The sequence below is a fragment of the Kitasatospora sp. GAS1066B genome (genome assembly GCF_041262605.1).
In the GTDB taxonomy this organism is placed as follows: Bacteria; Actinomycetota; Actinomycetes; order Streptomycetales; family Streptomycetaceae; genus Kitasatospora.
Window position 1 is genome coordinate 1 of the sequence record NZ_JBGCCO010000020.1, and the last position, 21,593, is coordinate 21,593.

Sequence of the window (21,593 nt, forward strand, 5' to 3'; positions counted from 1 at the left end):
TTCCGCGTACGGCGGTTACCGATACGAGTGATCAAGTTCGACGGCTCGTTCGAGGCGATTGCTTAAAGATCAAGCTAGGGCGTGTTTCATAATTCGCGCCGGTGACGTGCGACGGGAACCGGGCGGGTCGCGCGAGGTGTCGTTGGAGTGACGGCGGCTTTCGCGGTATGCGAGGGTCGGGGTCGGCAGGGTGCCGGCGCGCGCCGGGCCGACACCGCGAAAGCAGCGTGACCATGACCGAGAGCTCAACCCCCTCGTCCGCCGCCACGCGGCTGTCCCGCCGCGCCGCGCTGAGGCTCGCCGCGGGCGGCGCGGCCGCGGCAGCCGTGGCCGGGTGCGGCCCGAGCCGGCCCGGCTCCGCGGCCTCGTCCGCGCCGGGCCGGTCGGCCGCTCCCACGCCCGTGCCCGCCTCGAGCGGTGGCGGCGCCTCGCCGAGCGCTACGGCCCCCACGCCCTCGGCTTCCGGCGGCAGCGCCGGCCCGGCCGACTGGGCCGCGCTCGCCAAGGATCTCCAGGGCACGCTGGTGCGGCCCGGCGACGCCGCGTACCCCGAGGCGAGCCGGCTCTACCAGCCGCAGTTCGACACCCTGCGCCCGGCCGCGGTCGCCTACCTGGCCGGCGCCCAGGACGCCGCCAGCTGCCTGGCCTTCGCCCGCCGGTACGGCGTGCCGATCGTGCCGCGCAGCGGCGGGCACAGCTACGCCGGCTGGTCGGGCGGGCCCGGACTGGTGCTCGACGTGGGCAGGCTGAACGGTGTCTCGGCCTCCGGCGGCACGGCGACGGTCGGCGCCGGGGCCCGGCTGATCGACGTCTACAGCGGGCTCGCGGACCGGCAGCTCACCGTGCCGGCCGGCTCCTGCCCCAGCGTGGGCGTCGCGGGGCTGGCCCTCGGCGGCGGGCTCGGAGTGACCTGCCGGGCGTACGGACTGACCTGCGACAGCCTGACCGGCGCGCAGATCGTCACCGCGGACGGCCGGATCCGCGAGGTCTCGGCCGACAGCGACGCCGACCTGCTCTGGGCCCTGCAAGGTGCCGGCGGGGGCAACTTCGGCGTGGTCACCTCGCTCTCGCTGCGCACCCACCCGGCCGTGGACTGCTCCTACGGCTTCCTCAGCTGGCCCTGGTCACAGGCGGCGGCGGTGGTCGCCGCCTGGCAGCAGTGGGCGCCGGGTGCGCCGGACCAGCTCTGGGCGGACCTGCATCTGCAGGCCTGGCCGGACGGCCGCCGCACCGTCAGCAGCACGGTCAACTACCTCGGCCCGCAGAGCGAGTTGGCGAACCTGGTGGACCAGCTCGGGGTCCGGCCGCAGTCGGCGCCGCTGCACTCCGCCTCCTACCTCGCGACCATGCAGGTGATGGGCGGGGTCGCCGGCTGGTCGCAGGGCGCCGCCCATCTGGCGGGCACGCTGCCCGGACACTCCCCGCAGGGCCGGCTCACCCGGGAGTCGTACGCCGCCCGCTCGGACTTCTACACCCGGCCGATCGACCGGACCGGCGCCGCCGCCCTGGTCGCGGCCGTGGAACGGTACGCCCGCACGGTGCCGCAGGGAGGCAGTTCCTCGGTCGCGTTCGACTCGCTCGGCGGCGCCGTCAACCGCGTCGGGGCGACGGACACCGCGTTCGTCCACCGCAGCGCCCTGTTCCTCGCCCAGTACATAGCCAACTACCCTGACCCCGGCCTGGGTTCGGGCCCCGGCGTGGATCAGTCGCAGGCCTGGCTGCGGGACGTCTGGTCCACCATGCGACCGTATGCCAGCGGCGAGGCGTACCAGAACTACGCCGACCCGCAGCTGGCCGACTGGGAACAGGCGTACTACGGCGCCAACGCGCCACGGCTGCGCCAGCTCAAGCAGAGCTACGATCCCGACGGCCTGTTCCGCTTCCCCCAAGGCATCCCGGCTGCCTGACGCCGCCCCGCACCGATCCACGAATCCTGCGCCTGGCCCGTGTCGATTTCGCCGGGTGCCGTTCGTGTAGGGGGTGAGAGCGATCGGCGCCAGGCCGGTCGCCGAACCCGAGGAGAGTGTGCGATGGCCAGGATCGTGGTCACCGAGAGCGTGACGCTGGACGGCGTGATGCAGGGGCTGGGCCGCCCCGACGAGGACACCCGGGGCGGATTCCGGCACGGCGGCTGGGGGACGGGCTACCAGGACCAGGTGATGATGGCGGCGATGGGCAAGGAGATGGCCGGCACCGGCGCACTGCTGTTCGGGCGGCGGACCTACCAGGACTTCCAGCAGGCCTGGGCCGAGCGCACCGACGGCAACCCCTTCACCGAGAAGCTGAACAACACCCGCAAGTACGTCGCGTCCGGGACCTTGGCGGAGCCGCTGCCCTGGCAGAATTCGACACTGCTGACCGGCGATCTCGCGCATGCCGTCGGGCAGCTGAAGAAGGAGCTGGAGCAGGACATCGTGGTGCTCGGCAGCGGCGAGCTGGTCCGCTCGCTGGTCGCGGCCGGGCTGGTCGACCGGTTCGTGCTGTCCATCCACCCGCTGCTGCTGGGGTCGGGGCGGCGACTGTTCCCCGAGGACGGCTCGTTCAGCCGGCTGCGGTTGGTCGACACCGTGGCGACCACCACCGGTGTGCTGCTCGCGACGTACGAGACGCTCTGAGGGAAGGCGCAGGACGATGAAGCAGTACCTGCTCAGCATGTACCAGCCGCAGGGCGGCCGCCCCGAACCGGAGTTCCTGGAAGCGGTGATGGCCGATCTCGGCGTGCTGCGCCGGGAGCTGGAGTCCACCGGCTGCTGGGTGTTCGGCCAGGGCCTGCACGACCCGAGCACCGCCACGGTGCTGCGGCCCGGCGACGGCGAGGTGCTCGTCATCGACGGCCCGTTCACCGAGGGCAAGGAGTACCTCGGCGGGTTCACCATCATCAAGGCCCCCGACCTGGATGCCGCGCTGGCGTGGGGTCGCAGGTACGCCCGGGCCACCCGCCTGCCGGTGGAGGTACGGCCGTTCCAGGGCGAAGCCGAGGACTGACGTGACGTCAGCGACGGAGATCGAACAGGTCTTCCGCCAGGAGTACGGGCGTGCCGTGGCCGTCCTGGTCCGTCTCGTCGGCGACATCGACAGCGCCGAGGAGGCGGTCCAGGAGGCGTTCACCACGGCGGCCCAGCAGTGGCCGTCCGCCGGGCTGCCGCCCAGCCCGGCCGGCTGGATCATCACCACCGCCCGCAACAAGGCGATCGACCGGCAGCGTCGGGAGGCGTCCCGTGCGGGTCGGCACGCCGAGGCGCAGCTGCTGCACACCCGCGACGAACCGGCCGAGGAGGGACCCGTGCACGACGACCGGCTGCGCCTGATCTTCACCTGCTGCCATCCAGCCCTCGCCGAGTCCGCACAGGTCGCGCTGACCCTACGGCTGCTCGGTGGGCTGACCACCGCCGAGATCGCCCGCGCCTTCCTGGTCGGCGAGTCGGCCATGGCGCAGCGGATCGTCCGCGCCAAGGGCAAGATCCGCGACGCCCGGATCCCCTACCGCGTCCCGGCCGACGCCGACCTGCCGGACCGGCTGCGTGCGGTGCTCGCCGTGGTGTACCTCGTCTTCAACGAGGGCTACCTGAGCGGCTCGAGCGCGGAACCGTTGCGCGAGGAGCTCTGCGCGGAGGCGGTCCGGCTGGGTCGCCTGCTCGCCGAGCTCATGCCCGACGAGCCGGAGGTCCTGGGGCTGCTCGCCCTGCTGCTGCTCATCCAGTCGCGGCGGCCCGCCCGCACCACCCCGGACGGTGCCCTGGTCCTGCTCGCCGACCAGGACCGCTCCCGGTGGGACCGCGAACTCGTCGCCGAGGGGCAGGCGCTCGTCCGGCGTTGCCTGCGGCTCGGCCGCCCGGGCCCCTACCAGCTCCAGGCGGCGATCAACGCCGTGCACAGCGACGCGCCCACCGCAGCCGCCACCGACTGGCGGCAGATCGTCCAGCTCTACGACCAGCACCTGGTGCTGGCCCCCACCCCCGTGGTGGCCCTGCACCGCGCGGTCGCCGTGGCCGAGGCCGACGGCCCCGAAGCGGCACTGGCCCTCGTCGAGGCCCTCGACCTCGACGCCTACCACCTGAGCCACGCCGTCCGCGCCGACCTGCTGCGCCGTCTCGGCCGCGACGCCGAGGCGGTGCGCGCCTACGAAGCGGCGCTGGCCCGCACCGAGAACCGGGCCGAACGCGCGTTCCTGGAAGGCCGGTTGCGGGAGCTGCGGTAGGGCGGCGGGTACGTTCATCCCCGTGCGCTCGCGGCCCTAGATCAGCCGGTCGTGGTTCTGGGCGGCGACGGCGCGCACGGCTGCGGCGAACTGCGCTCGGCTGTGGTGCTGGTGGCGCTCGGCCGCTTCGTCGTCCGGTTCCTCGGTGTCCTCCGCGTCCTCGTCGGGCAGGGGTTCGGCGTACTCGTCGTGGATGAGCCAGCAGCCGTGGATGCCGGTGAGCAGGTCTTCGAGGAGGTCGCGGGCGGGCCGGCGCGGGTCCAGCGGTGTCAGGCGGATGCCGGTGAGGACGGCGTCCGCCTCCTCGGCGTCGTCGGCATCGTGGTCGGTGTACTCGGCGATCATCTCCTCGGCCTCGTCGAGCTGTTCGCGGAAGGCCGCCGGGTCGGGCAGGACGCCGTCGGCGACCTTCATGGCGTGGCGCACCAGGCCGGTGACGGTGTCGTACGGGGAGACACCGGCGTCGAGGAGTTCCAGGACGAGGGTGGGCGTCTCGTGGGGGAGGGCCTCGATGGCGTCCGCCTCCCGGACCACCTCGGCCAGCGGGTACCCGGACGCCTCCGCGACGGCTTCGGCCGCGGCTTGCAGCCAGTGGGCCGCGGCCACGGCGGCGGCGGTCGGGTCGACCTCGGAGTAGAGCGCGGCCGGGCCGAACGGGTCCTCCTGGAGCAGCCGGTCGGCGGCGGCGACCTGGACCGGGGAGGCGCCCTCGCGGCTGAGCAGGACGGCCTGCTGGGCCCGACCGGTGAGGTCGCCGAGCTCGGCGCCTTCCACGGCGGCCAGCTCGGCCGCGGTCTCGGCCTGGACCGCCTGCGTCAACTCCGCCAGGTCCAGGGCGAGCAGGGCGCGGCCGACGCGGTGCGCGTTCTCCAGCACGGGGCTGTAGGAGACCGTCATGGTGCCGCCGTGCGGGAGGTTGGGCGCGGCCACGGCCTCGGCGACGTCCTCGAACGCCTTGCGCTCCTGCTCCCGGCGCCAGCCCTCGCTCTCCACCTCCAACGAGTCGGCGGCGCTGGCCGGGTGGGTGTAGGTGCGCCAGGCCGCCGAGGACAGCTGGGTGAGGGCGGCGGCCAGCCGGGACAGCGTGGCGATGTCGGTGCCGGCCGGTGCGACGGCGATCCGGGCGGCCAGGTCGCCCCGGCCGGTTCCCCAAGTGGCGATGAGTTCGTGTCGAACAGGGTCGACGCAGTAGCGGGTCATGGCGGACACCTCCAGCTCGGCTCCGTCATATCACCTATCGGCCGGCGGGTGGCCGCTGCGGCGAACGGGCCGGTGGTCGATCGAGCCGGGTGACCAGCTTGTCGATCACGCCGCCCAGGGTGTCGAGCTCCTCGTCGCTCAGCGCGTCGAAGACGAGTTCACGCACCGTCCGGGCGTGTGCTGGTGCGGCCCGCTCGATGGCGGTGCGGCCGGCCGGGGTGAGGACGATGAACGCGCCTCTGCCGTCGTCCGGGCACTCCTCGCGCTCCACGAGCCCGCGACCGGCCATCCGCTTGATGTGGTGGGAGAGCCGGCTGCGCTCCCAGTCCAGCGCGCCGGCCAGGTCCGACACCCGCAACCGGCCCTGGGGGGTGTCGGTGAGCTGGACCAGCACGTCGTAGTCCGGCAGTGACAGCTCGGAGTCGGCCTGGAGCTGTCGGTGCAGGGCGGCCGGCAGCCGGCTCTGCGTGCTCAGCCAGCCGCGCCAGACGCGCTGCTGCTGCTCGGTCAACCAGGGGCTGTCGGCGGTCATGGTGTCACCGTAGCCGGGAATGATTGACGCGTCACCTAAGTTCTCCTCCATGTGCGTGACGCGTCACCTATCGGCGCCGCGCAGGATGACCGGCGGCGGCACCCGCTCGTCTGGCATCCCCGAGTGAGAGGACCGCCTCATGGGCAGCACGACCGTCACTCCTGGCGTCGACATCCGGCGTGCCGCGGACCGCTTCAAGACCAACATCGACTGGCTGGACTCCAAGCACTCCTTCGCCTTCGGCCACCACCGCGACCGCACCAACACGCACCACGGGCTGCTGCTGGTCAACAACGACGACCTGGTGCAGCCGGGCACCGGTTTCGAGACCCACCCCCACCAGGACATGGAGATCGTCACCTGGGTGCTGCAGGGCTCGCTCGTCCACCAGGACTCCGAAGGTCACAACGGTGTGATCTACCCGGGCCTCGCCCAGCGGATGAGCGCCGGTCGCGGGATCCTGCACTCCGAGAAGAACGACTCCTGGCGGCTGAGCGGGGACGTCCACCGCGATCCGGTGCACTTCGTGCAGATGTGGGTCGTGCCGGACGAGGACGGGATCACACCCGGGTACGAACAGCTGGAGATCGAGGACGAGTTGCTGACCGGCGGCCTGGTGCCGGTGGCGTCCGGCATGGCCAGGTACGACGGCGCGTCGGCGATCCGGATCAAGAACAAGTACGCCGCGCTGCACGTCGCCCGGTTGCGGCCCGGCCAGTCCGTCGAGCTTCCGCAGGCGCCGTTCCTGCACCTGTTCGTGCCGCGCGGCGCGGTCGTCCTCGAAGGCGCCGGGGAGTTGGCGACGGGTGACGCGGTGCGGTTCACCGCCACCGGCGGGCAGCGGGTGACGGCCACCGAGCCGGCCGAGATCCTGGTCTGGGAGATGCACGCCACCGTCCGCGCCTGAGCCTCGCGGCACAGGCACAGGCACAGGCACAGGCACAGGCGCGGGCGCGGGCACAGGCAGAGGCGCGGGCACCGCTACCGGGCGGCCACCCGGTAGCGGTGCTCGGGGCGCCCGGTGGTGCCGTAGCGCAGGTCGAGGCGGACCAGGCCCTCGCGCACCAGGTACGAGAGGTAGCGCTGGGCGGTGGCGCGGGAGATGCCGGTGCGTTCGGCCACCTGGCTGGCCGACAGGTCGCCCGGCTCGGCGCGCACCGCTGCCAGCACCACCGAGAGGGTCGGCGCCGAGTGGCCCTTGGCCGGGATCGTCGGCAGCGCGGCCGGCCGCACCGCGCTGAACAGCGCGTCCACCTCGGCCTGGCCGTGCTCGGTGCCGCCGTCGAGCGCTGCCATCCGCTCGCGCAGTTCCCGGTAGCCCGCCAGGCGTTCGGCCAGCACGGCGAAGCCGAAGGGCTTGACCAGGTAGCCGGTGGCGCCGAGCTGCATCGCGGCGCGCACCGAGGCGGTGTCGCGGGCGGCGGTGATGACCAGGGCGTCGGGGCGGCTGTCCGGGCTGTCGGCGGTCAGTCGGCGCAGCACGTCCAGGCCGCTGCCGTCGGGCAGGTAGACGTCGAGCAGCAGCAGGTCGGGGCGCAGCTCGTGGACGGCCGCCACGGCGTCGGCCACGCCGGCGCGCTGTCCGGCCACCTCGAAGCCGGGCACCCGGCCGACGTAGGCGGCGTGGATCGCGCTGACCCGGAAGTCGTCGTCCACCACCAGGGTTCTGATCACAGCGCGCCCTCCAGCACGACGGGGGTGACGGTGAAGACGGCGCCCAGTGGCGCCGGGCTGTGGTCGGGCAACGGGAAGCGGACGGTGAAGACCGCGCCCGGGCCCTGGCTGACGGTGATCGTGCCGCCGTGCCGCTGGACCAGCCGGTGGACCAGCGCCAGGCCCAGGCCGCGCCGGGCGGTGCCGCGGTCGGGGCTGGTGGACCAGCCGTCCTCGAAGATCTTCTCGGCCGCGCCGGGTGGGATGCCGGGTCCGCTGTCGGCGACCCGGAGCAGGATCTCCCGCTCGTTCTCCACCAGGGTCAGCCGTACCTCGCCGGCCCCGCTGCCCGGGCCACCGGCCGGTCCACCGCAGTGGGCGGCCTCGACGGCGTTGTCCAGCAGGTTGCCGGTGATGGTGAGCAGCCGGCGCAGGTGGCCCGGCTGTTCGGTGAGCCGGGAGTCCGCGGTGAGCTGGATCCGCACCCCGCGTTCGGCGGCGACCGTGGTCTTGGCCACGATCAGGCCCGCCATCAGCGGGTTGCCGATCCGGTCGCGGATCTCCGCGGCCGGCGCGGCCTCGGTCTGGCCGAGTTCGACGGCGTACTCCAACGCCGCCTGGTGGTCGCCCAGTTCCAGCAGCCCGGCCAAGGTGTGCAGCCGGTTGGCGAATTCGTGCTGCTGCGCCCGCAGCGCGTCGGTGAGGCCCCGGACGGAGTCCAACTCGCGGAGCAGGCCGACCAGTTCGGTGCGGTCGCGGACGGTGACGACGGCGCCGAGTTCGCGGCCGTGCAGGACCACCGGCATCCGGTTGACGGCCAGGCAGTGGCTGTCGGTCAGCACGGTGAGGTCCACGCCCTCCAGGGTGCCGTCCAGCGCCCGGCGCAGCCGTCCGTCCGGCAGCAGCTCCGGCAGCCGGCGGCCGAGCGCGGTGCCCAGGCCCAGCAGCCGGCGGGCCTCGTCGTTGACCACGCTGATCCGCTCCTGCGGATCGAAGGCGATCACGCCCTCCTTGATGCCGTGCAGCATCGCCTCGCGGTCCTGCAGCAGGCCGGCGATCTCCTCCAGCTCCAGGCCGAAGGTGGTGCGCTTGAGCCGGCGGGCCAGCACGTAGGAGGCGACGCACCCCACGGCCAGCGCGATCGCGGCGTACAGGGCGAAGCTGGACAGCTCGCGGCGCAGGTCCCCGAGCACGTTCCGCTCGTCGATGCCCACCGAGACCTCGCCGGCCAGCGCGCCGCCAGGCCCGTACAGCGGCGCCTTGGCGTTGGCCGAGCGGCCGGTCGCACCGCTGTCCATGCCGGTGTGCGCGGCGTGGTCCAGCACGGCGATCGGCTCGCTGACCCGCTGGCCGACCAGATCGGGGTGCGGGTGCGAGTGCCGGACGCCGTTCAGGTCGATCACCACCACGTAGGAGGCCTGGGCGGCGTCACGGATCCGGCCGGCGGCCCGCTGCACGACGCCCCCGTCTGTGCCGTCCGTCATCGCCTGGACGATCTGCGGATCGCGGGCGGCGATGGTGGCGATGGCCAGCGCGTGCTGCTCGGACTCGTGGTCCAGCTGCGCCCGCTGTGCGTAGCCCAGCAGCACGAAGCCGATGGCGCTGGTGATCGCCAGGATCACCAACTGGCTGACCAGGATCCGCGCCGAGAGCTTGCGGCCCTGCCCGCTCCTTCGGGCCATCGGGCCCCACCTCCGTACTGCTCCGCCCCCCGTCCGCTCTGCGTGTGCCCGGCGATTGTGCCTGGTGAATCGGCCTTTGCCCAGCCCCACGACCGTGCGCAGAACGAGCAGAACCCACCGGAACGCGGTGAAGGCGCGCAACGCTCGCAAGACTCCCGCCGCCGTCGGGCCCGGCTCTACCTTCTCGTCACCGCGCAACACCCCGGAAACACACCGGGGGTGGCGGCGGAAACGACGGCTGGTCCGGGCACCCGGCGCGGCCGGCCAGGCAGCGAACTGGTCCGGACGCCCGGCGTGGCCGACCAGGCAGAGAAGGAGAGGGATTCGATGGCTGCGCGCAACGAGGTCGCGACGAGCCCGGCCGACGGCCGCACCGACCCGGGCAGCGCCCGGATCGAGCTGTCCGGTGTCACCAAGAGGTTCCTGACCCCCAGCGGCGAGGCCTTCACCGCCACCCGCGACGTGACCTTCGCGGTGGAGCCGGGCCAGTTCTGCGCGGTGGTGGGGCCGACCGGCTGTGGCAAGTCGACCACGCTGAGCCTGGTGTCCGGCCTGGACAAGCCCAGCGAGGGCTCGGTGCGGGTCGGCGGCCGCGAGGTGTCCGGCATCACGGACGGCATCAGCTTCATGTTCCAGGCGGACGCGCTGCTGCCGTGGAAGACCGTGCTCGGCAACGTGGCGATGGGGCCGATCTTCCGGGGCGTCGGGAAGGCGCAGGCGCACGCCTCGGCGCGGGACTGGCTGCGCCGGGTGGGTCTGTCCGGCTTCGAGGACCACCACCCGCACCAGCTCTCCGGCGGGATGCGCAAGCGGGTCGCGATGGCCGCCGCGCTGATCAACGAGCCGTCGATCCTGCTGATGGACGAGCCGTTCGGTGCCCTGGACGTGCAGACCAAGGCGATCATGCAGAACGAGCTGCTGACCCTGTGGGAGCAGCTGCGCCCGGCCGTCATCTTCATCACCCACGACCTGGAGGAGGCCGTCGCACTCGCCGACCGGGTGGTCGTGATGACCTCCGGACCCGGGTCGGTCAAGGCGGTCTACGACATCGACCTGCCCCGCCCGCGCGGCTCGGTGCAGACGATCCGCTTCGAGCCCCGCTTCCTCGAACTCCACCACCAGATCTGGGAGTCGCTGAGCGAAGAGGTCCAGCGCGCCTACGCACGTACGACGGGAGAGACGTCATGAGCAGTGCCGCCACCACCACTGACACGAAGCCGACTGACGCAGCGTCAGATCAGGCTGCCGGAGCCGGAGTTCGCGCGGTGCGGCGGCGCAGGCTGCTGGTCCTGGCGGCCCGGCTGGCGGTGGCCGCCGTGGTGATCGGCGGCTGGCAACTGGCCACCACGGTCGGCTGGTTGGACCCGTTCTTCTTCGGGCAGCCCAGCGGGATCGCCGGCCGGCTGGGCGACTACTTCTCCCAGGGCAGCCAGGCCACCGAGTTCGGCTCCTACTGGGCGCAGATCGCGACCACGCTGCGCGAGGCCGTGTTCGGCTTCGTGCTCGGCGCGGTGACCGGCATCGTCTTCGGTGTCGCGCTCGGCCAGAACCGGTTCCTGGCCGACGTGTTCGGCCCCTACATCAAGATCGTGAACGCGATTCCGCGGATCGTGCTCGGCTCGATCTTCGTGGTCGCCTTCGGCATCGGCGAGACCCCCAAGGTGCTGCTCGCCGCGGTGCTGGTGTTCTTCGTGGTCTTCTTCAACGCCTTCCAGGGCGTGCGGGAGGTGGACCGCAACATCCTCGCCAACGCCCGGGTGCTGGGCGCCTCCCCGCTGCAGATCGTCCGGCACGTCGTCGTCCCCTCGGCGCTCACCTGGATCATCGCCAGCCTGCACACGGCCTTCGGCTTCGCCATCGTCGGCGCGCTGGTCGGCGAGGTGCTCGGCGCGCAGAGCGGACTCGGGCTGGTCATCAAGACCGCGCAGAACAGCTTCGACCCCAACGGCGTGTTCGCCACGATGTTCGTGATCGCCGTGATCGCGCTCACCGCCGAGTGGCTGATCACCAAGCTCGAACGCCGCCTGCTCTCCTGGCGTCCGCCGGCGCCCTCCGAGGCCGCGGCCATCTAGAGCCTCTGTGGCCTCTCCCGATTGCTTGACCCCCCACCCGCAGTACCCCAGGAAAGGAACGTGGCCGCCATGTTCAAGCGGACCCTCACCAGCTCGCTCGCCGGCGCTCTCGTGCTCTGCGCCGGTCTCACCGCCTGCTCCAGCGGCTCGTCGACGGCGAGTTCGGGCACCCCGACGGTGAAGCTGATGGTCGGCGGCATCGACAAGCAGATCTACCTGCCGTACCAACTGGCCCAGCAGCTCGGCTTCTACAAGAAGTACGGCGTCAACGTGGTGCTCAGCACCGAGATCGACGGCGGCGTCGGCGCCGAGGACGCGATGGCCTCGGGTCAGGTCGACATGGCGGGTGCCTGGTACGTCCACACCATCGACTTCCAGGTGAAGGGCAAGGCGGTGGAGGACATCGTCAACCTCTCCGGCGCACCCGGCGAGCGCGAGATGTGCACCACCAGCAGCGGCGTCCACTCGCCCGCCGACTGGGCCGGCAAGACGCTCGGCGTGACCGACCTCGGTTCGGGCACCGACACCCTGACCCAGTTCCTGGCCGGACAGAACAACCTGAAGACCGACCAGTACAGCCGGATCGGCGTCGGGGCCGGCGCCACCGCGGTCGCCGCGCTCCAGAACGGCAAGACCGCCTGCGTGATGACCACTCAGCCGACGGTGCTCGCGATCGAGAAGAAGAAGCTCGGCTACTCGGCGGTGGACCTGGCCACCACCGCCGGCGCCCAGCAGGCGATGGGCGGCACCTGGCCCTCGGCGGGCGTGCTGGCCCAGACCTCCTGGGTCAACTCCCACAAGGACGCGGCCCAGAAGGTGGTCGACGCGCTGGTGGCCACCATGCACTGGATCGACACGCACAGCGCCGCCGACATCGCGAACGCGCTGCCGCCGTCGTACGTCTCCAACGGCACCGTCACCAAGGACGACTACATCGCCGCGCTGACCGAGGACAAGGGCCAGTTCATGCCGGACGGCATCATGCCGGCGGGCGGGCCGAAGACGGTGCTGGCGACGGAGAAGCTGGTCGGCGTGAAGACCGACTCGGTGAACCTGGGCACCACGTTCACCAACGAGTTCGCGGTCGCGGCCAACAAGCTGGAGGGCTTCACCCCGACCACGACGGGTGCCGACTCCAACGGCTGACGGTCTGCGCGAGCGGCCACCGAGCCGGACGTCCGGGCGCGCCCCCCATCGCGCCCGGGCGTCCTCGTCGTTCGGCGCCGCTCGCCTTCGTGAAGCCGCCGGCTCAGGCCGGGATGGCCGCTGCGTCCGGCAGGTCCGGCGCCGGCGCGGCTGCCGGGGTGCCCGGGTGGGCCGCGCCGTCCGCCGCGAGTACCTCGTCGAAGGGCAACTGCCCGCCGAGCACCAGGCGGGACCGGTCGTGGTCCAGTTCCCCGGTCCAGTGGCCGATCAGCACGGTGGCGACCGCGTTGCCCGCGAAGTTGGTCAGCGCGCGGGCCTCGGACATGAAGCGGTCGATGCCGACGATCAGGCCGACGCCGTCCACCAGTTCGGGGCGGTGCGACTGCAGGCCGCCGGCCAGGGTGGCGAGTCCGGCGCCGGTGACGCCGGCCGCGCCCTTGCTGGCGATCACCATGAAGATCAGCAGGGAGATCTGCTGGCCGAGCGAGAGCGGCTTGTCCATGGCCTGCGAGATGAAGATCGAGGACATGGTCAGGTAGATCGCGGTGCCGTCCAGGTTGAAGCTGTAGCCGGTCGGCACGGTGATGCCGACCACCGGGCGGCTCACCCCCAGGTGCTCCATCTTGGCGATCAGCCGGGGCAGCGCGCTCTCGGAGGAGGAGGTGGAGAGGATCAGCAGGAACTCCCGGCCCAGGTAGCGCAGCAGCGCGAGCACGTTGATGCCGGCGACCAGGCGCAGCAGCAGGCCGAGCACCACGACCACGAAGATCGCGCAGGTCAGGTAGAAGCCGAGCATGATCACGGCGAGGCTCTTCAGTGCCGCGACCCCGGTGGCCCCGACCAGGGCCGCCATCGCGCCGAAAGCGCCGATCGGCGCCACCCACATGATCATCGACATGATCCGGAAGACCAGCCGCTGCAGGTGCTCGACACCACGCAGCATCGGCTGTCCGGCCGGCCCCATCGCCTGCAGCGAGAAGCCGGTCAGCAGCGCGATCAGCAGCGTCTGCAGCACCTGGCCCTGGGTCAGCGCCGAGACCAGCGTGGTCGGGATGATCCCGAGCAGGAAGTCGGTGGTGCTGGTCGCGCCGGCCGCCACCTGGGCGTGCCCGGCCTTGGCCAGCGCCTGGGTCAGGTGCAGGCCCGAGCCGGGCTCCAGCAGGTTGCCGACCACCAGGCCCAGGGCCAGCGCGATGGTGGACATCACCAGGAAGTAGCCGAGCGCCAGACCGCCGACCTTGCCGACCTTGGCGGCTTTCCCGACCGAGCCGACGCCCAGCACGATGGTGCAGAAGATCACCGGACTGATCATCATCTTGATCAGGTTGACGAACCCGGTGCCGACCGGCTTCAACTGGACGGCGAAGCTCGGCGCCGCGAATCCCACGACCACACCGGCGACCACGGCCGCGAGCACGACGAGGTAGAGAACGTGGGACCGGTCGGCCGGTCTCGGGGGAGTGGCTCCGTCGGATGGCTTGGGCGTGGGGGACGGCATGGGGGAGGCTCCTTTGCCTGGGTGGGAGCTCTGACTATCGGGCCACCGCGTGACGGCCGTCACGTTTGCGTTCATAGAGTTCACGCCGGGCGCCTGAGGCAGACTGGCCGGCATGTTCCGCCGTCCCCCCGAGCACCCGCCCGCGAGCTCACCGGCGAGTCCCGCGAGCCCCGCAACATCGCCGCGCCGCCGCCCGGGCCCGCTGCGTCGGCTGCTGCGCAGCCTGGCCGGGCAACTGTTCGTGATGCAGGTGGTGATCGTGGCGGTCGTGGTGGTCGGCGGCGCGGTGCTCGCCTACTTCGCCACCGCCCGGTGGGCCGAGGACACCGCGCGCCAGCAGGTCATCGCGGTGGCCCGCCAGGTGGCGGACGCTCCGAACGTGCGCCAGGCGGCGCTCGGGCCCGACCCCTCGGCGGCGCTGGAGCCGTACGCCGAGCGGGTCCAGGCGGACGCGGGCGTCGACTTCGTCACCGTGATGGACACCCACGGGGTGCGCTGGACCCACCCGGACCCGGCCCGGATCGGGCAGCACTACCTCGGCACCATCGATCCCGCGCTGCACGGGAGCACCTTCACCGAGACCTACACCGGCACGCTCGGGCCCTCGGTACGGGCCGTCACCCCCGTCCTGGACGGCCACGGCAAGGTGATCGCGCTGGTCAGCTCGGGCATCAAGGTCCAGTCGATCAGCCGGCGCACCCAGGGCCCGCTGCTGGCCCTGGTCGGCGTCGCGCTCGCCGCGCTGGCGATCGGCGCGGTGGGCAGCTACCTCGCCAACGCCCGGCTGCGGCGGCACACCCACGGCATGGGCGCCGCCGAGCTGAGCCACCTCTACGACTACCATCAGGCCACCCTGCACTCGGTCCGCGAGGGCCTGATCCTGCTCGACCCGGCCGGACGGGTGGTGCTCTGCAACGACGCGGCACGCGAACTGCTCGGCGCCGACGAGGTCGAACCGGGCTGCCCGTTCGCCGAGTTGGGCCTGCCCGAGTCGCTGACCCGGGCCGCGCTCGCCGCGCTCGGCGGGGAACCGGTGCTCGACGAGCTGCACTTGACGGCGGAGCGCGTGGTGGTGGTCAACACCTCCACCATCGGTTCGGGCCTGGGGGCCGTGGTGACCCTTCGCGATCACACCGAACTCCAGGCGCTCTCAGGTGAGTTGGACACCGCTCGCGGATTCGGTGAGGCGCTCGCCGCGCAGGCCCACGAGGCGGCGAACCGGCTGCACGCCGTGGTCTCGCTGGTCGAACTCGGCCGCCACCGCGAGGCCGTGGAGTTCGCCACCACCGAACTCGCCCTCGCCCAGCGGCTCACCGACCAGGTGGTGGGCGCGGTGGCCGAACCGGTGCTGGCCGCACTGCTGTTGGGCAAGGCCGCGCAGGCCGCCGAGAGCGGCGTGGAGTTCACCCTCACCGAGGACAGCCGGATCGACGACGCGCTGCTGCCGCCGGGGTTGCCCGCGCGCGACCTGGTGACCGTCCTCGGCAACCTGATCGACAACGCGCTGGAGGCGGCACTGGCGAACGCCGCGCACACCGCCGGGCCGCCCGAGGTGGCGGTCACCGCACGCGTCGACGACGCCGAACTCCTGCTACGGGTGGCCGACAGCGGCGCCGGGATCCCGCCCGACGCGGTCGGCCAGGTGTTCCGGCGCGGCTGGTCCACCAAGGAACGCGCCGGCCACGGACTGGGGTTGGCGCTGGTCGCCCAGACGGCCCGGCGTCATGGTGGCACGGTCGAGGTCGGTACGGTCGAGGTCGGTGCGGTCGAGGTCGGTACGATCGAGGTCGGTGCGGTCGACGTCGGGCGGCAGCACGGCGCGGTGCTCACGGTGCGGCTGCCGCTGCGGTCGGGACGGGCTGGTGCAGTGGTGGGGTCGGAGGAGGCCCGATGATCGAGGTCCTGGTGGTCGAGGACGACCCGTTGGCGGCCGACGCGCACACCCTCTACGTGAACCGCGCCCCCGGCTTCCACGCCGCCGGGACGGTGCACTCCGCCGGGGCGGCGCTGCGCTTCCTGGAGCGGCGGCGGGCCGAAGGCGGCACGGTCGACCTGGTCCTGCTCGATCTGCACCTGCCGGACGGCCACGGGCTACAGCTCTGCGGCCGGATCCGCACGGCCGGCCACTCCTGCGACATCATGGCGGTCACCTCGGCCCGCGAGCTGGCGACGGTCCGTCAGGCGGTCTCGGCCGGCGTCGTCCAGTACCTGCTCAAGCCGTTCAGCGCGGCCACGCTGCGCGAGCGGCTTGAGCGCTACGCCCGCTACCGCGAGAGCCTGGCCCGCTCCGGCGAGGCCACCGGCCAGGCGGAGGTCGACCAGGCCTTCGCCGTGCTGCGCACCGCCGACCGCAACGCCCTGCCCAAGGGCTTGAGCGCGCCTACCCTGGACGCGGTGGCCCGGGTGCTGCGCGCCGCCGAGGGCAGCCTGTCGGCCGCCGCGGTCGGCGCGGCGGCCGGCGTCTCCCGGATCACCGCCCGGCGCTACCTGGAACACCTGGTGGACGCCGGACTCGCGGTGCGCGAGCCGCGCTACGGGCAGGTCGGGCGGCCCGAGCTGTGCTACCGGGGTGTCGGGCGGTAGTGCAGCTCAGGCCGATACCTGCGGTCCGGTGTCAGCCGCTGATGCTCGCCGCGCCGGTCTCCAGGTGGCCGACGGCCCGGCGCGACCAGCTGCTGTCGCCGCTGACCGTGACCGTGAAGTCGTACCAACCCTGTGCGACGGTCACCGCGTTGAAGTAGTCCGCGACGGTGGCGCCGGGGGCGACCTGGTACGTCCACACGCCACCGCGGTAGTTGTTCGAGGTGATGGTGTAGGTGACGCTGCTGGAACCGGTGTTGACCATCTTGAACCAGACCGCCTGCTGGCCGGTGTCCGGCGCCGGCGCGTAGTACGTCGAGGCCTCGGCGCTCTTCCCCGCGGTCGTCGCGTTGCCCGTGAAGTGCCGCAGGAAGCGGTTGGGGCCGACGACCGTCAGGTCGTACTGGCCGTTGCCGTAGTTCGCGCCGATGTTGAAGAAGTCGCTGGCGCTGCCGTCGGTGCGGGTCGCGGCGTCGTAGGGCGCGACCGTGTACTGCCAGGGGCCGCCGCTGCGGTAGGCGTTGGCGTAGATCGAGTAGTGCGCGTAGGCGGTGGCCTGCGGGCCCTGGTTGGCCATGTCGATCCAGAGCAGGATCTGGTTGTTGGCGTCGTACTCGATCCGGTCGACCCAGGCGTTGGGCTGGTAGGGCAGCGCGCGGGCGGGCTTGGTGCCGCTCTCCTGCCCGGGCATGGCGTTGTTGCTCGGACCCGGGTTGATCTGCGTGTTCGCCGTCGCCTGGCTGATCGTGGCGCCGGTGCCGGGCAGGCCGCCGGGGAGCCCGTAGACCGGGTTGGCGAAGTCGAAGGCACCGGTGAGGTCGCCGCAGACCTGGCGGCGCCAGGCGCTGATGTTCGGGCAGCTGGCCGGGGTGCCGAGGGCGGTGGTCCAGGTCTCCAGGAACCGGATCACGCTGGTGTGGTCGTAGACCTGCGAGTCCACGAAGCCGCCGCGGGTCCACGGCGAGGCGATGATCATCGGGACCCGGAAGCCGAGGCCGATGTTGGTGCCGGAGTAGAACTCGTCGGCGGTCCCGGCGGGCGCGACGGGCGGCGGCACGTGGTCGAAGAAGCCGTCGTTCTCGTCGTAATTGAGGAAGAGGACGGTGGAGTTGAAGGTGTCGGCGTCCGCCGCCAGCGCCTGCAGCACGAGGTTGACGAAGTGCGCCCCGTTCTCCGGCGGGCCGTCCGGGTGCTCGGAGAAGAGCTGGTTGGCGACCACCCAGGAGACCTGGGGCAGCGTCCCAGCGAGCGCGTCGGCCTTGATCGCGGCCGCGATGTCGTCCGGCGTCGAGCCGGTGCTGGGCACCGAGCCCATGCCGCGCTGGCTCAGCGGGCTCGAACTCGCCGCACCCGTGAACTGGTTGAAGTAGGCCAGCGCGTTGTCGCCGAAGTTGTCGGAGGCGTTCTGGTAGACCTTCCAGCTCACCCCGGCGTTCTGCAGCGCCTCCGCGTAGGTCTGCCAGTGCAGGCCGCTCTCGCTGCCGCCGTCGTAGGCCGCGCCGCCCGCGGTGCCGTTCGGGTCGATCGTGCCGGACCACAGGTAGGTGCGGTTGGGGCCGGTCGCCGACAGGATCGAGCAGTGGTACGCGTCGCAGATCGTGTACGCGTCGGCCAGCGCGTAGTGGAACGGGATGTCCGACCGGGTCATGTACCCCATCGTCCGGTTCGAGCCCTTGGCGCCGATCCAGGAGTCCATCTTCCCGTTGTTCCACGCCTGGTGCTGGGTCGACCAGGAGTGGTCGAGCGACCCGTCGCACTGCGCCAGCAGCTCGCCGCTGCTGCCCCACCACCAGGTGTTGGTGGCGCTGAGCTGCCACGGGTACTGCCGCCCGCTGCCGTCGGGCTGGTTGAAGACGCTGTTGCCGCCCGCGAGCTGGATGGTCGAACGGTCGCCGAACCCGCGCACGCCCTTCATCGAGCCGAAGTAGTGGTCGAAGCTGCGGTTCTCCTGCATCAGCACGACGACGTGCTTGACGTCGGTGATCGTCCCCGTCGTCGCGGCGGCCGCGCGGGGCGCGACGCCGGGCAGGGAGTCCAGACCCACGGCAGCGCCGAGCGCGGCGGCGGAGCCGAGGAAGGTACGACGGGTCACGGGCGACACGGGGGGCCTCCGAAAGTAATCTATACAACTCCAGCTGTGAGACTCTGTGACAGTAAGGTTTCGACCGGCCCCTGACAATATGTCGGCCAGATGAAGTGCGGCGGACCATTGCACAGGTTCGCCGACGACGCTTCAGCGAGTTCGGGCCCGGACGCGGCGATGCCGCCGCCCTGGACGCCGCGATGCCGCCGCACCCTGGCGGGCCCGGCGACCGGGTGGTCAGACCCGGCGGATGGTGGCGATGGGGAGGGCGTTGGCCGGCATGATCCGCACCACGGCGCCGCGGTGCGGCGCGTGCGCCACTTCGCCGTTGCCGATGTAGATGCCCACGTGGCCCTCGGGGCCGTCCTCGGCGTTGTAGATCACCAGGTCGCCGGGCTGGGCCTGAGCGAGGCCCGGCACCGCGGTGCCCACTGTGGCCTGCTCCTGGGAGGTGCGCGGCAGTTGGATGCCGGCCTGCTCGTAGGCCCACTGCATCAGGCCCGAGCAGTCGAAGGCGTTCGGGCCGCTGGCGCCCCAGTAGTAGGGGTCGCCGAGCCGGCTGAGCGCGGCCTGCACCGCGGCTCCTGCCTGGCCGGAGGCCTGCGGCAGGGCGGCGAGGTCGGCCCGGGTGCTGCTGCGGGAGACCTCGCCGCCGTCGGCCTGCTGCTGGGCCGCCAGCAGTTGGGCCCGCTGGCTCGCGGTGAGCGAGTTGAGCAGCGACTGCGACTGCTGGAGCTTGGTCTGCACCTGGGTCTTGGCGTTGTTCAGCGCGGTGGTGGTGGTGTCCAGCTGGGCGAGCGTGGTCGCGGCGTCCTGCTTCTGCTGGTCCAGGCTGCGCTCGGCCTGCTGCAGGGCCTTCAGTGCCGCGGCCTCGCTGATGCTCGCCTGGTGCTGGGTAGCGGCCCGGTCGAGGTAGCCGGACGGGTTGGCGCTGAGCATCAACTGCACCGACGGGTCGATCCCGTCCTGCATGTACTGCTGACCGGCCACCGAGGCCAGCCCCTCCTCCAGCTGGTCCACCTGCGCCTGGGTGCGGGCCACCTCGTCCTGGAGCTGGGAGGCCCGCTGGCGCAGCCCGTCCGCCTTCTCCTTGGCGCCGTCGTACTGCTCGGTGGCCCGCTCCGCCTGCGAGTTCAGGCCGTCCATCTGCGCCTTGACGTCACCGACGGACGGCTGCGGATCGGCCCACGCACTCTGTGCGGAGAGGGCGACCGCGGCCGCGGCAGCGGCGGTGAGCACGACGACCCGGGCGTGGCTCGGCGGCTTCGGACGGCGGTGGGTCGCCACGGCGTTCCTTCTTCCCGAGGGGTCGCTCGGTCGAGTGAGTCGGCCGCGCAAAGGGTTTGACGTCAGACCATACGCTACTTCTCCAATGATCGAACCGGCTCGCTCCTGGAGAACTCGCAGGTCAGGCAGGCTTGTTGAGCCTTCAGCAACAAAGTTGGCACTTTAGGGCAAGGTTGTCCGAGACGGTTCGTCAGGCGGATGACTCCTGCACGGCCGAGCTGGACGATCCGGTTACACGGCCAACTATCTGATAGGAGCCACTAGCTGGACTCGGTCAAAGGTGGTGCAGGCACTCGGAAGGCGTTGAGCAGGGCCGAAGTCGCGAGGTATGCGCCGATCAGGTTGACCATGTCCAGGACGCCGGTCTGCCCCACCGCCTCGACCGCGAGGCGGTACGTGTCGTCACAGACGGACCGCGTGCGTGCCAGTTCATCGGTGAATCGGTGGACGGCTGCCTCGGTAGACGAGAAGTCGACACTCGAGCGCCCGGCGAGGACGGCCTCGATCACCGGCTCCGCGACGCCGGTGTGCCGGGCCATCGCGGTGTGGACGTAGATCTCGTACTCGCAGTTCCACACCGCCCCGACGGTGAGGATGACGATCTCACGCAGGGGTGCGGCCAGGGACGACTGGTCCTGGTCGGTGAGGACCCAGGCCAGGAAGGCCATGCCGACGGCGGGACGGTGCACGAACGCGTTGAACGGGCCGATCGGATCTCCTTCGACCGTGGCCGCGGCGGCCCCCGCCTCCCGGGCCCACGGCACCACCTCGGCCCGTATTCGTCGCTGCGCGGCGAGCTGGTCCTCGGTGAGCGGACCGCGGGAGGCCAGGGGCAGCCGCCCGCCCCAATCCCGGTCTCCGGTCGAGGGCTGAGCGGCGCCGGTCATGACGCGGCGAAGGCGGTGATGAGGTCGGACAGGGCCTGCGGCGCTTCCAGCGGCACCTGGTGGCCGGAGTCGACCGATGCGATCGTGACGTTGGACAGATGGGGCACCGTCAGTTTCTTCTGCATCTCCAGGCCCCAGACCGGGTCGCTGTCGGCGACGATCAGTAGGGTCTCGACGTCGATCGGCGCGGCGCGCTCGGTCCAGTCCTCGTAGATCCCCTTGTTCAGCCATGCGTCCCAGGCCTTGCGGTTCATCCGCGCGTAGTCCTCGCAGGTGCGGTCGAACACCGCCGGCGTCAGTGGCACCGCGGTGCGGTCCAGCACGAACTTCTCCGCGTCAGCGTGGTCCCTGCGGCTCTCGAACAGTTCGCGCGGCAGGTCCTCGCCGCCGACCTCCTGCCCGAGCGGGGTGGGAGTGATCAGCACGAGCTTCGCCGGGGGATGCTCGAGCCCCAGCCCCGCGCCCGCGGGGCTGGCGAGGATCTGCATGACCTTGCCGGTCATCGAGTGGCCGACCAGCACGTAGTCGGTCAGGCCGAGTTCGTTGATCGTGGCGGCGAACGCGGCGGCCATCTCGGCCATCGTGTAGCCGGGGATCTCGCGCGCCTCGCCGTGGCCGGGCGCGTCCACGGCGACGACCCGGAACTGCTCCGACAACGGAGCGCTGGCCTCGATCCATTCGCGGCGGGCGAAACTGAACGAGTGCGAGGCCACCAGGGTGCGCCCGGGGCACTTCGCATGGGGCTGCTGAGGAGTGTCGGTGATGGGAAGCATGG

19 protein-coding genes are annotated in these 21,593 nt (G+C 71.9%); 10 read left to right on the forward strand and 9 right to left on the reverse strand.

Annotated features, from left to right (window positions below):
* Positions 1 to 233 precede the first annotated feature (233 nt).
* The 4 genes from ABH937_RS22320 to ABH937_RS22335 all read left to right on the forward strand — a co-directional run bounded on the left by ABH937_RS22320 (position 234) and on the right by ABH937_RS22335 (position 4,198).
* Positions 234 to 1,907, forward strand: a complete 1,674-nt coding sequence (locus tag ABH937_RS22320) for an FAD-binding protein (protein ID WP_370219194.1) — start codon at positions 234 to 236, stop codon at positions 1,905 to 1,907.
* Between the two features lie 123 nt (positions 1,908 to 2,030).
* Entirely contained in the window at positions 2,031 to 2,615 is a 585-nt protein-coding gene (locus tag ABH937_RS22325; RefSeq protein ID WP_370219196.1) for a dihydrofolate reductase family protein, read from the forward strand.
* A 16-nt stretch (positions 2,616 to 2,631) separates the two neighbouring features.
* Positions 2,632 to 2,985 carry a YciI family protein gene (locus ABH937_RS22330; RefSeq protein WP_370219197.1) on the forward strand — a complete coding sequence of 118 codons (354 nt, stop codon included), beginning with the start codon at positions 2,632 to 2,634 and terminating at the stop codon, positions 2,983 to 2,985.
* A gap of 1 nt (position 2,986) precedes the next feature.
* The gene (locus ABH937_RS22335) at positions 2,987 to 4,198 is read left to right on the forward strand and encodes an RNA polymerase sigma factor (protein WP_370219198.1); all 1,212 of its coding nucleotides are present in this window, start codon (positions 2,987 to 2,989) and stop codon (positions 4,196 to 4,198) included.
* 36 nt (positions 4,199 to 4,234) lie between these two features.
* On the opposite strand, the gene ABH937_RS22340 is transcribed toward ABH937_RS22335, so the two are convergent.
* The gene (locus tag ABH937_RS22340; protein ID WP_280694536.1) at positions 4,235 to 5,398 is read right to left on the reverse strand and encodes a hypothetical protein; all 1,164 of its coding nucleotides are present in this window, start codon (positions 5,396 to 5,398) and stop codon (positions 4,235 to 4,237) included.
* Between the two features lie 34 nt (positions 5,399 to 5,432).
* Complete coding sequence (locus ABH937_RS22345; protein ID WP_370219199.1) at positions 5,433 to 5,930, reverse strand: MarR family winged helix-turn-helix transcriptional regulator; 498 nt, start codon at positions 5,928 to 5,930, stop codon at positions 5,433 to 5,435.
* 139 nt (positions 5,931 to 6,069) lie between these two features.
* Between ABH937_RS22345 and ABH937_RS22350 the strand changes: the two genes are divergently transcribed.
* Positions 6,070 to 6,837, forward strand: a complete 768-nt coding sequence (locus ABH937_RS22350; RefSeq protein ID WP_370219200.1) for a pirin family protein — start codon at positions 6,070 to 6,072, stop codon at positions 6,835 to 6,837.
* 74 nt (positions 6,838 to 6,911) lie between these two features.
* Here ABH937_RS22350 and ABH937_RS22355 read toward each other — a convergent pair whose 3' ends face one another.
* Complete coding sequence (locus ABH937_RS22355) at positions 6,912 to 7,604, reverse strand: response regulator (RefSeq protein WP_280694532.1); 693 nt, start codon at positions 7,602 to 7,604, stop codon at positions 6,912 to 6,914.
* Entirely contained in the window at positions 7,601 to 9,265 is a 1,665-nt protein-coding gene (locus ABH937_RS22360) for an ATP-binding protein (RefSeq protein ID WP_370219201.1), read from the reverse strand. Before ABH937_RS22360 ends, ABH937_RS22355 begins: the two co-directional genes overlap by 4 nt.
* Positions 9,266 to 9,592: 327 nt before the next feature.
* On the opposite strand from ABH937_RS22360, the gene ABH937_RS22365 reads away from it, so the two are divergent.
* The 3 genes from ABH937_RS22365 to ABH937_RS22375 all read left to right on the forward strand — a co-directional run bounded on the left by ABH937_RS22365 (position 9,593) and on the right by ABH937_RS22375 (position 12,483).
* Complete coding sequence (locus ABH937_RS22365; RefSeq protein WP_370219202.1) at positions 9,593 to 10,453, forward strand: ABC transporter ATP-binding protein; 861 nt, start codon at positions 9,593 to 9,595, stop codon at positions 10,451 to 10,453.
* A gap of 77 nt (positions 10,454 to 10,530) precedes the next feature.
* Positions 10,531 to 11,337 carry an ABC transporter permease gene (locus ABH937_RS22370; protein ID WP_370219203.1) on the forward strand — a complete coding sequence of 269 codons (807 nt, stop codon included), beginning with the start codon at positions 10,531 to 10,533 and terminating at the stop codon, positions 11,335 to 11,337.
* A gap of 69 nt (positions 11,338 to 11,406) precedes the next feature.
* Entirely contained in the window at positions 11,407 to 12,483 is a 1,077-nt protein-coding gene (locus tag ABH937_RS22375; protein WP_370219204.1) for an ABC transporter substrate-binding protein, read from the forward strand.
* A 103-nt stretch (positions 12,484 to 12,586) separates the two neighbouring features.
* On the opposite strand, the gene ABH937_RS22380 is transcribed toward ABH937_RS22375, so the two are convergent.
* The gene (locus ABH937_RS22380) at positions 12,587 to 13,981 is read right to left on the reverse strand and encodes a cation:dicarboxylate symporter family transporter (RefSeq protein ID WP_370219205.1); all 1,395 of its coding nucleotides are present in this window, start codon (positions 13,979 to 13,981) and stop codon (positions 12,587 to 12,589) included.
* Between the two features lie 112 nt (positions 13,982 to 14,093).
* On the opposite strand from ABH937_RS22380, the gene ABH937_RS22385 reads away from it, so the two are divergent.
* Both ABH937_RS22385 and ABH937_RS22390 read left to right on the forward strand, forming a co-directional pair.
* On the forward strand, positions 14,094 to 15,875 hold the full coding sequence (locus ABH937_RS22385; RefSeq protein ID WP_370219206.1) for an ATP-binding protein: 1,782 nt from the start codon (positions 14,094 to 14,096) through the stop codon (positions 15,873 to 15,875).
* Complete coding sequence (locus ABH937_RS22390; RefSeq protein WP_280694524.1) at positions 15,872 to 16,564, forward strand: response regulator; 693 nt, start codon at positions 15,872 to 15,874, stop codon at positions 16,562 to 16,564. Before ABH937_RS22385 ends, ABH937_RS22390 begins: the two co-directional genes overlap by 4 nt.
* 31 nt (positions 16,565 to 16,595) lie before the next feature.
* Here the strand turns inward: ABH937_RS22390 and ABH937_RS22395 are convergent, their stop codons facing one another.
* From ABH937_RS22395 to ABH937_RS22410, 4 genes are all read right to left on the reverse strand, one after another.
* The gene (locus ABH937_RS22395; RefSeq protein WP_370219207.1) at positions 16,596 to 18,662 is read right to left on the reverse strand and encodes a phosphocholine-specific phospholipase C; all 2,067 of its coding nucleotides are present in this window, start codon (positions 18,660 to 18,662) and stop codon (positions 16,596 to 16,598) included.
* Positions 18,663 to 18,881: 219 nt separating this feature from the next.
* Positions 18,882 to 19,931 carry an NlpC/P60 family protein gene (locus ABH937_RS22400; protein WP_370219208.1) on the reverse strand — a complete coding sequence of 350 codons (1,050 nt, stop codon included), beginning with the start codon at positions 19,929 to 19,931 and terminating at the stop codon, positions 18,882 to 18,884.
* A 260-nt stretch (positions 19,932 to 20,191) separates the two neighbouring features.
* Positions 20,192 to 20,818: a carboxymuconolactone decarboxylase family protein gene (locus ABH937_RS22405; protein WP_280694521.1), complete on the reverse strand. Its 627-nt coding sequence runs from the start codon at positions 20,816 to 20,818 to the stop codon at positions 20,192 to 20,194.
* Positions 20,815 to 21,591 carry an alpha/beta fold hydrolase gene (locus tag ABH937_RS22410; RefSeq protein WP_370219209.1) on the reverse strand — a complete coding sequence of 259 codons (777 nt, stop codon included), beginning with the start codon at positions 21,589 to 21,591 and terminating at the stop codon, positions 20,815 to 20,817. The genes ABH937_RS22405 and ABH937_RS22410 overlap by 4 nt, the downstream gene beginning before the upstream one ends.
* Between the last annotated feature and the right edge of the window lie 2 nt (positions 21,592 to 21,593).

What these genes read in the sequence shown, in the direction of transcription:
- ABH937_RS22345 (WP_370219199.1), bottom strand. Translation starts at nt 5,930, where the DNA reads ATGACCGCCGACAGCCCCTGGTTGACCGAGCAGCAGCAGCGCGTCTGG.
- ABH937_RS22320 (WP_370219194.1), top strand. Translation starts at nt 234, where the DNA reads ATGACCGAGAGCTCAACCCCCTCGTCCGCCGCCACGCGGCTGTCCCGC.
- ABH937_RS22405 (WP_280694521.1), bottom strand. Translation starts at nt 20,818, where the DNA reads ATGACCGGCGCCGCTCAGCCCTCGACCGGAGACCGGGATTGGGGCGGG.
- ABH937_RS22380 (WP_370219205.1), bottom strand. Translation starts at nt 13,981, where the DNA reads ATGCCGTCCCCCACGCCCAAGCCATCCGACGGAGCCACTCCCCCGAGA.
- ABH937_RS22350 (WP_370219200.1), top strand. Translation starts at nt 6,070, where the DNA reads ATGGGCAGCACGACCGTCACTCCTGGCGTCGACATCCGGCGTGCCGCG.
- ABH937_RS22385 (WP_370219206.1), top strand. Translation starts at nt 14,094, where the DNA reads ATGTTCCGCCGTCCCCCCGAGCACCCGCCCGCGAGCTCACCGGCGAGT.
- ABH937_RS22375 (WP_370219204.1), top strand. Translation starts at nt 11,407, where the DNA reads ATGTTCAAGCGGACCCTCACCAGCTCGCTCGCCGGCGCTCTCGTGCTC.
- ABH937_RS22365 (WP_370219202.1), top strand. Translation starts at nt 9,593, where the DNA reads ATGGCTGCGCGCAACGAGGTCGCGACGAGCCCGGCCGACGGCCGCACC.
- ABH937_RS22360 (WP_370219201.1), bottom strand. Translation starts at nt 9,265, where the DNA reads ATGGCCCGAAGGAGCGGGCAGGGCCGCAAGCTCTCGGCGCGGATCCTG.
- ABH937_RS22330 (WP_370219197.1), top strand. Translation starts at nt 2,632, where the DNA reads ATGAAGCAGTACCTGCTCAGCATGTACCAGCCGCAGGGCGGCCGCCCC.
- ABH937_RS22410 (WP_370219209.1), bottom strand. Translation starts at nt 21,591, where the DNA reads ATGCTTCCCATCACCGACACTCCTCAGCAGCCCCATGCGAAGTGCCCC.
- ABH937_RS22325 (WP_370219196.1), top strand. Translation starts at nt 2,031, where the DNA reads ATGGCCAGGATCGTGGTCACCGAGAGCGTGACGCTGGACGGCGTGATG.
- ABH937_RS22390 (WP_280694524.1), top strand. Translation starts at nt 15,872, where the DNA reads ATGATCGAGGTCCTGGTGGTCGAGGACGACCCGTTGGCGGCCGACGCG.
- ABH937_RS22340 (WP_280694536.1), bottom strand. Translation starts at nt 5,398, where the DNA reads ATGACCCGCTACTGCGTCGACCCTGTTCGACACGAACTCATCGCCACT.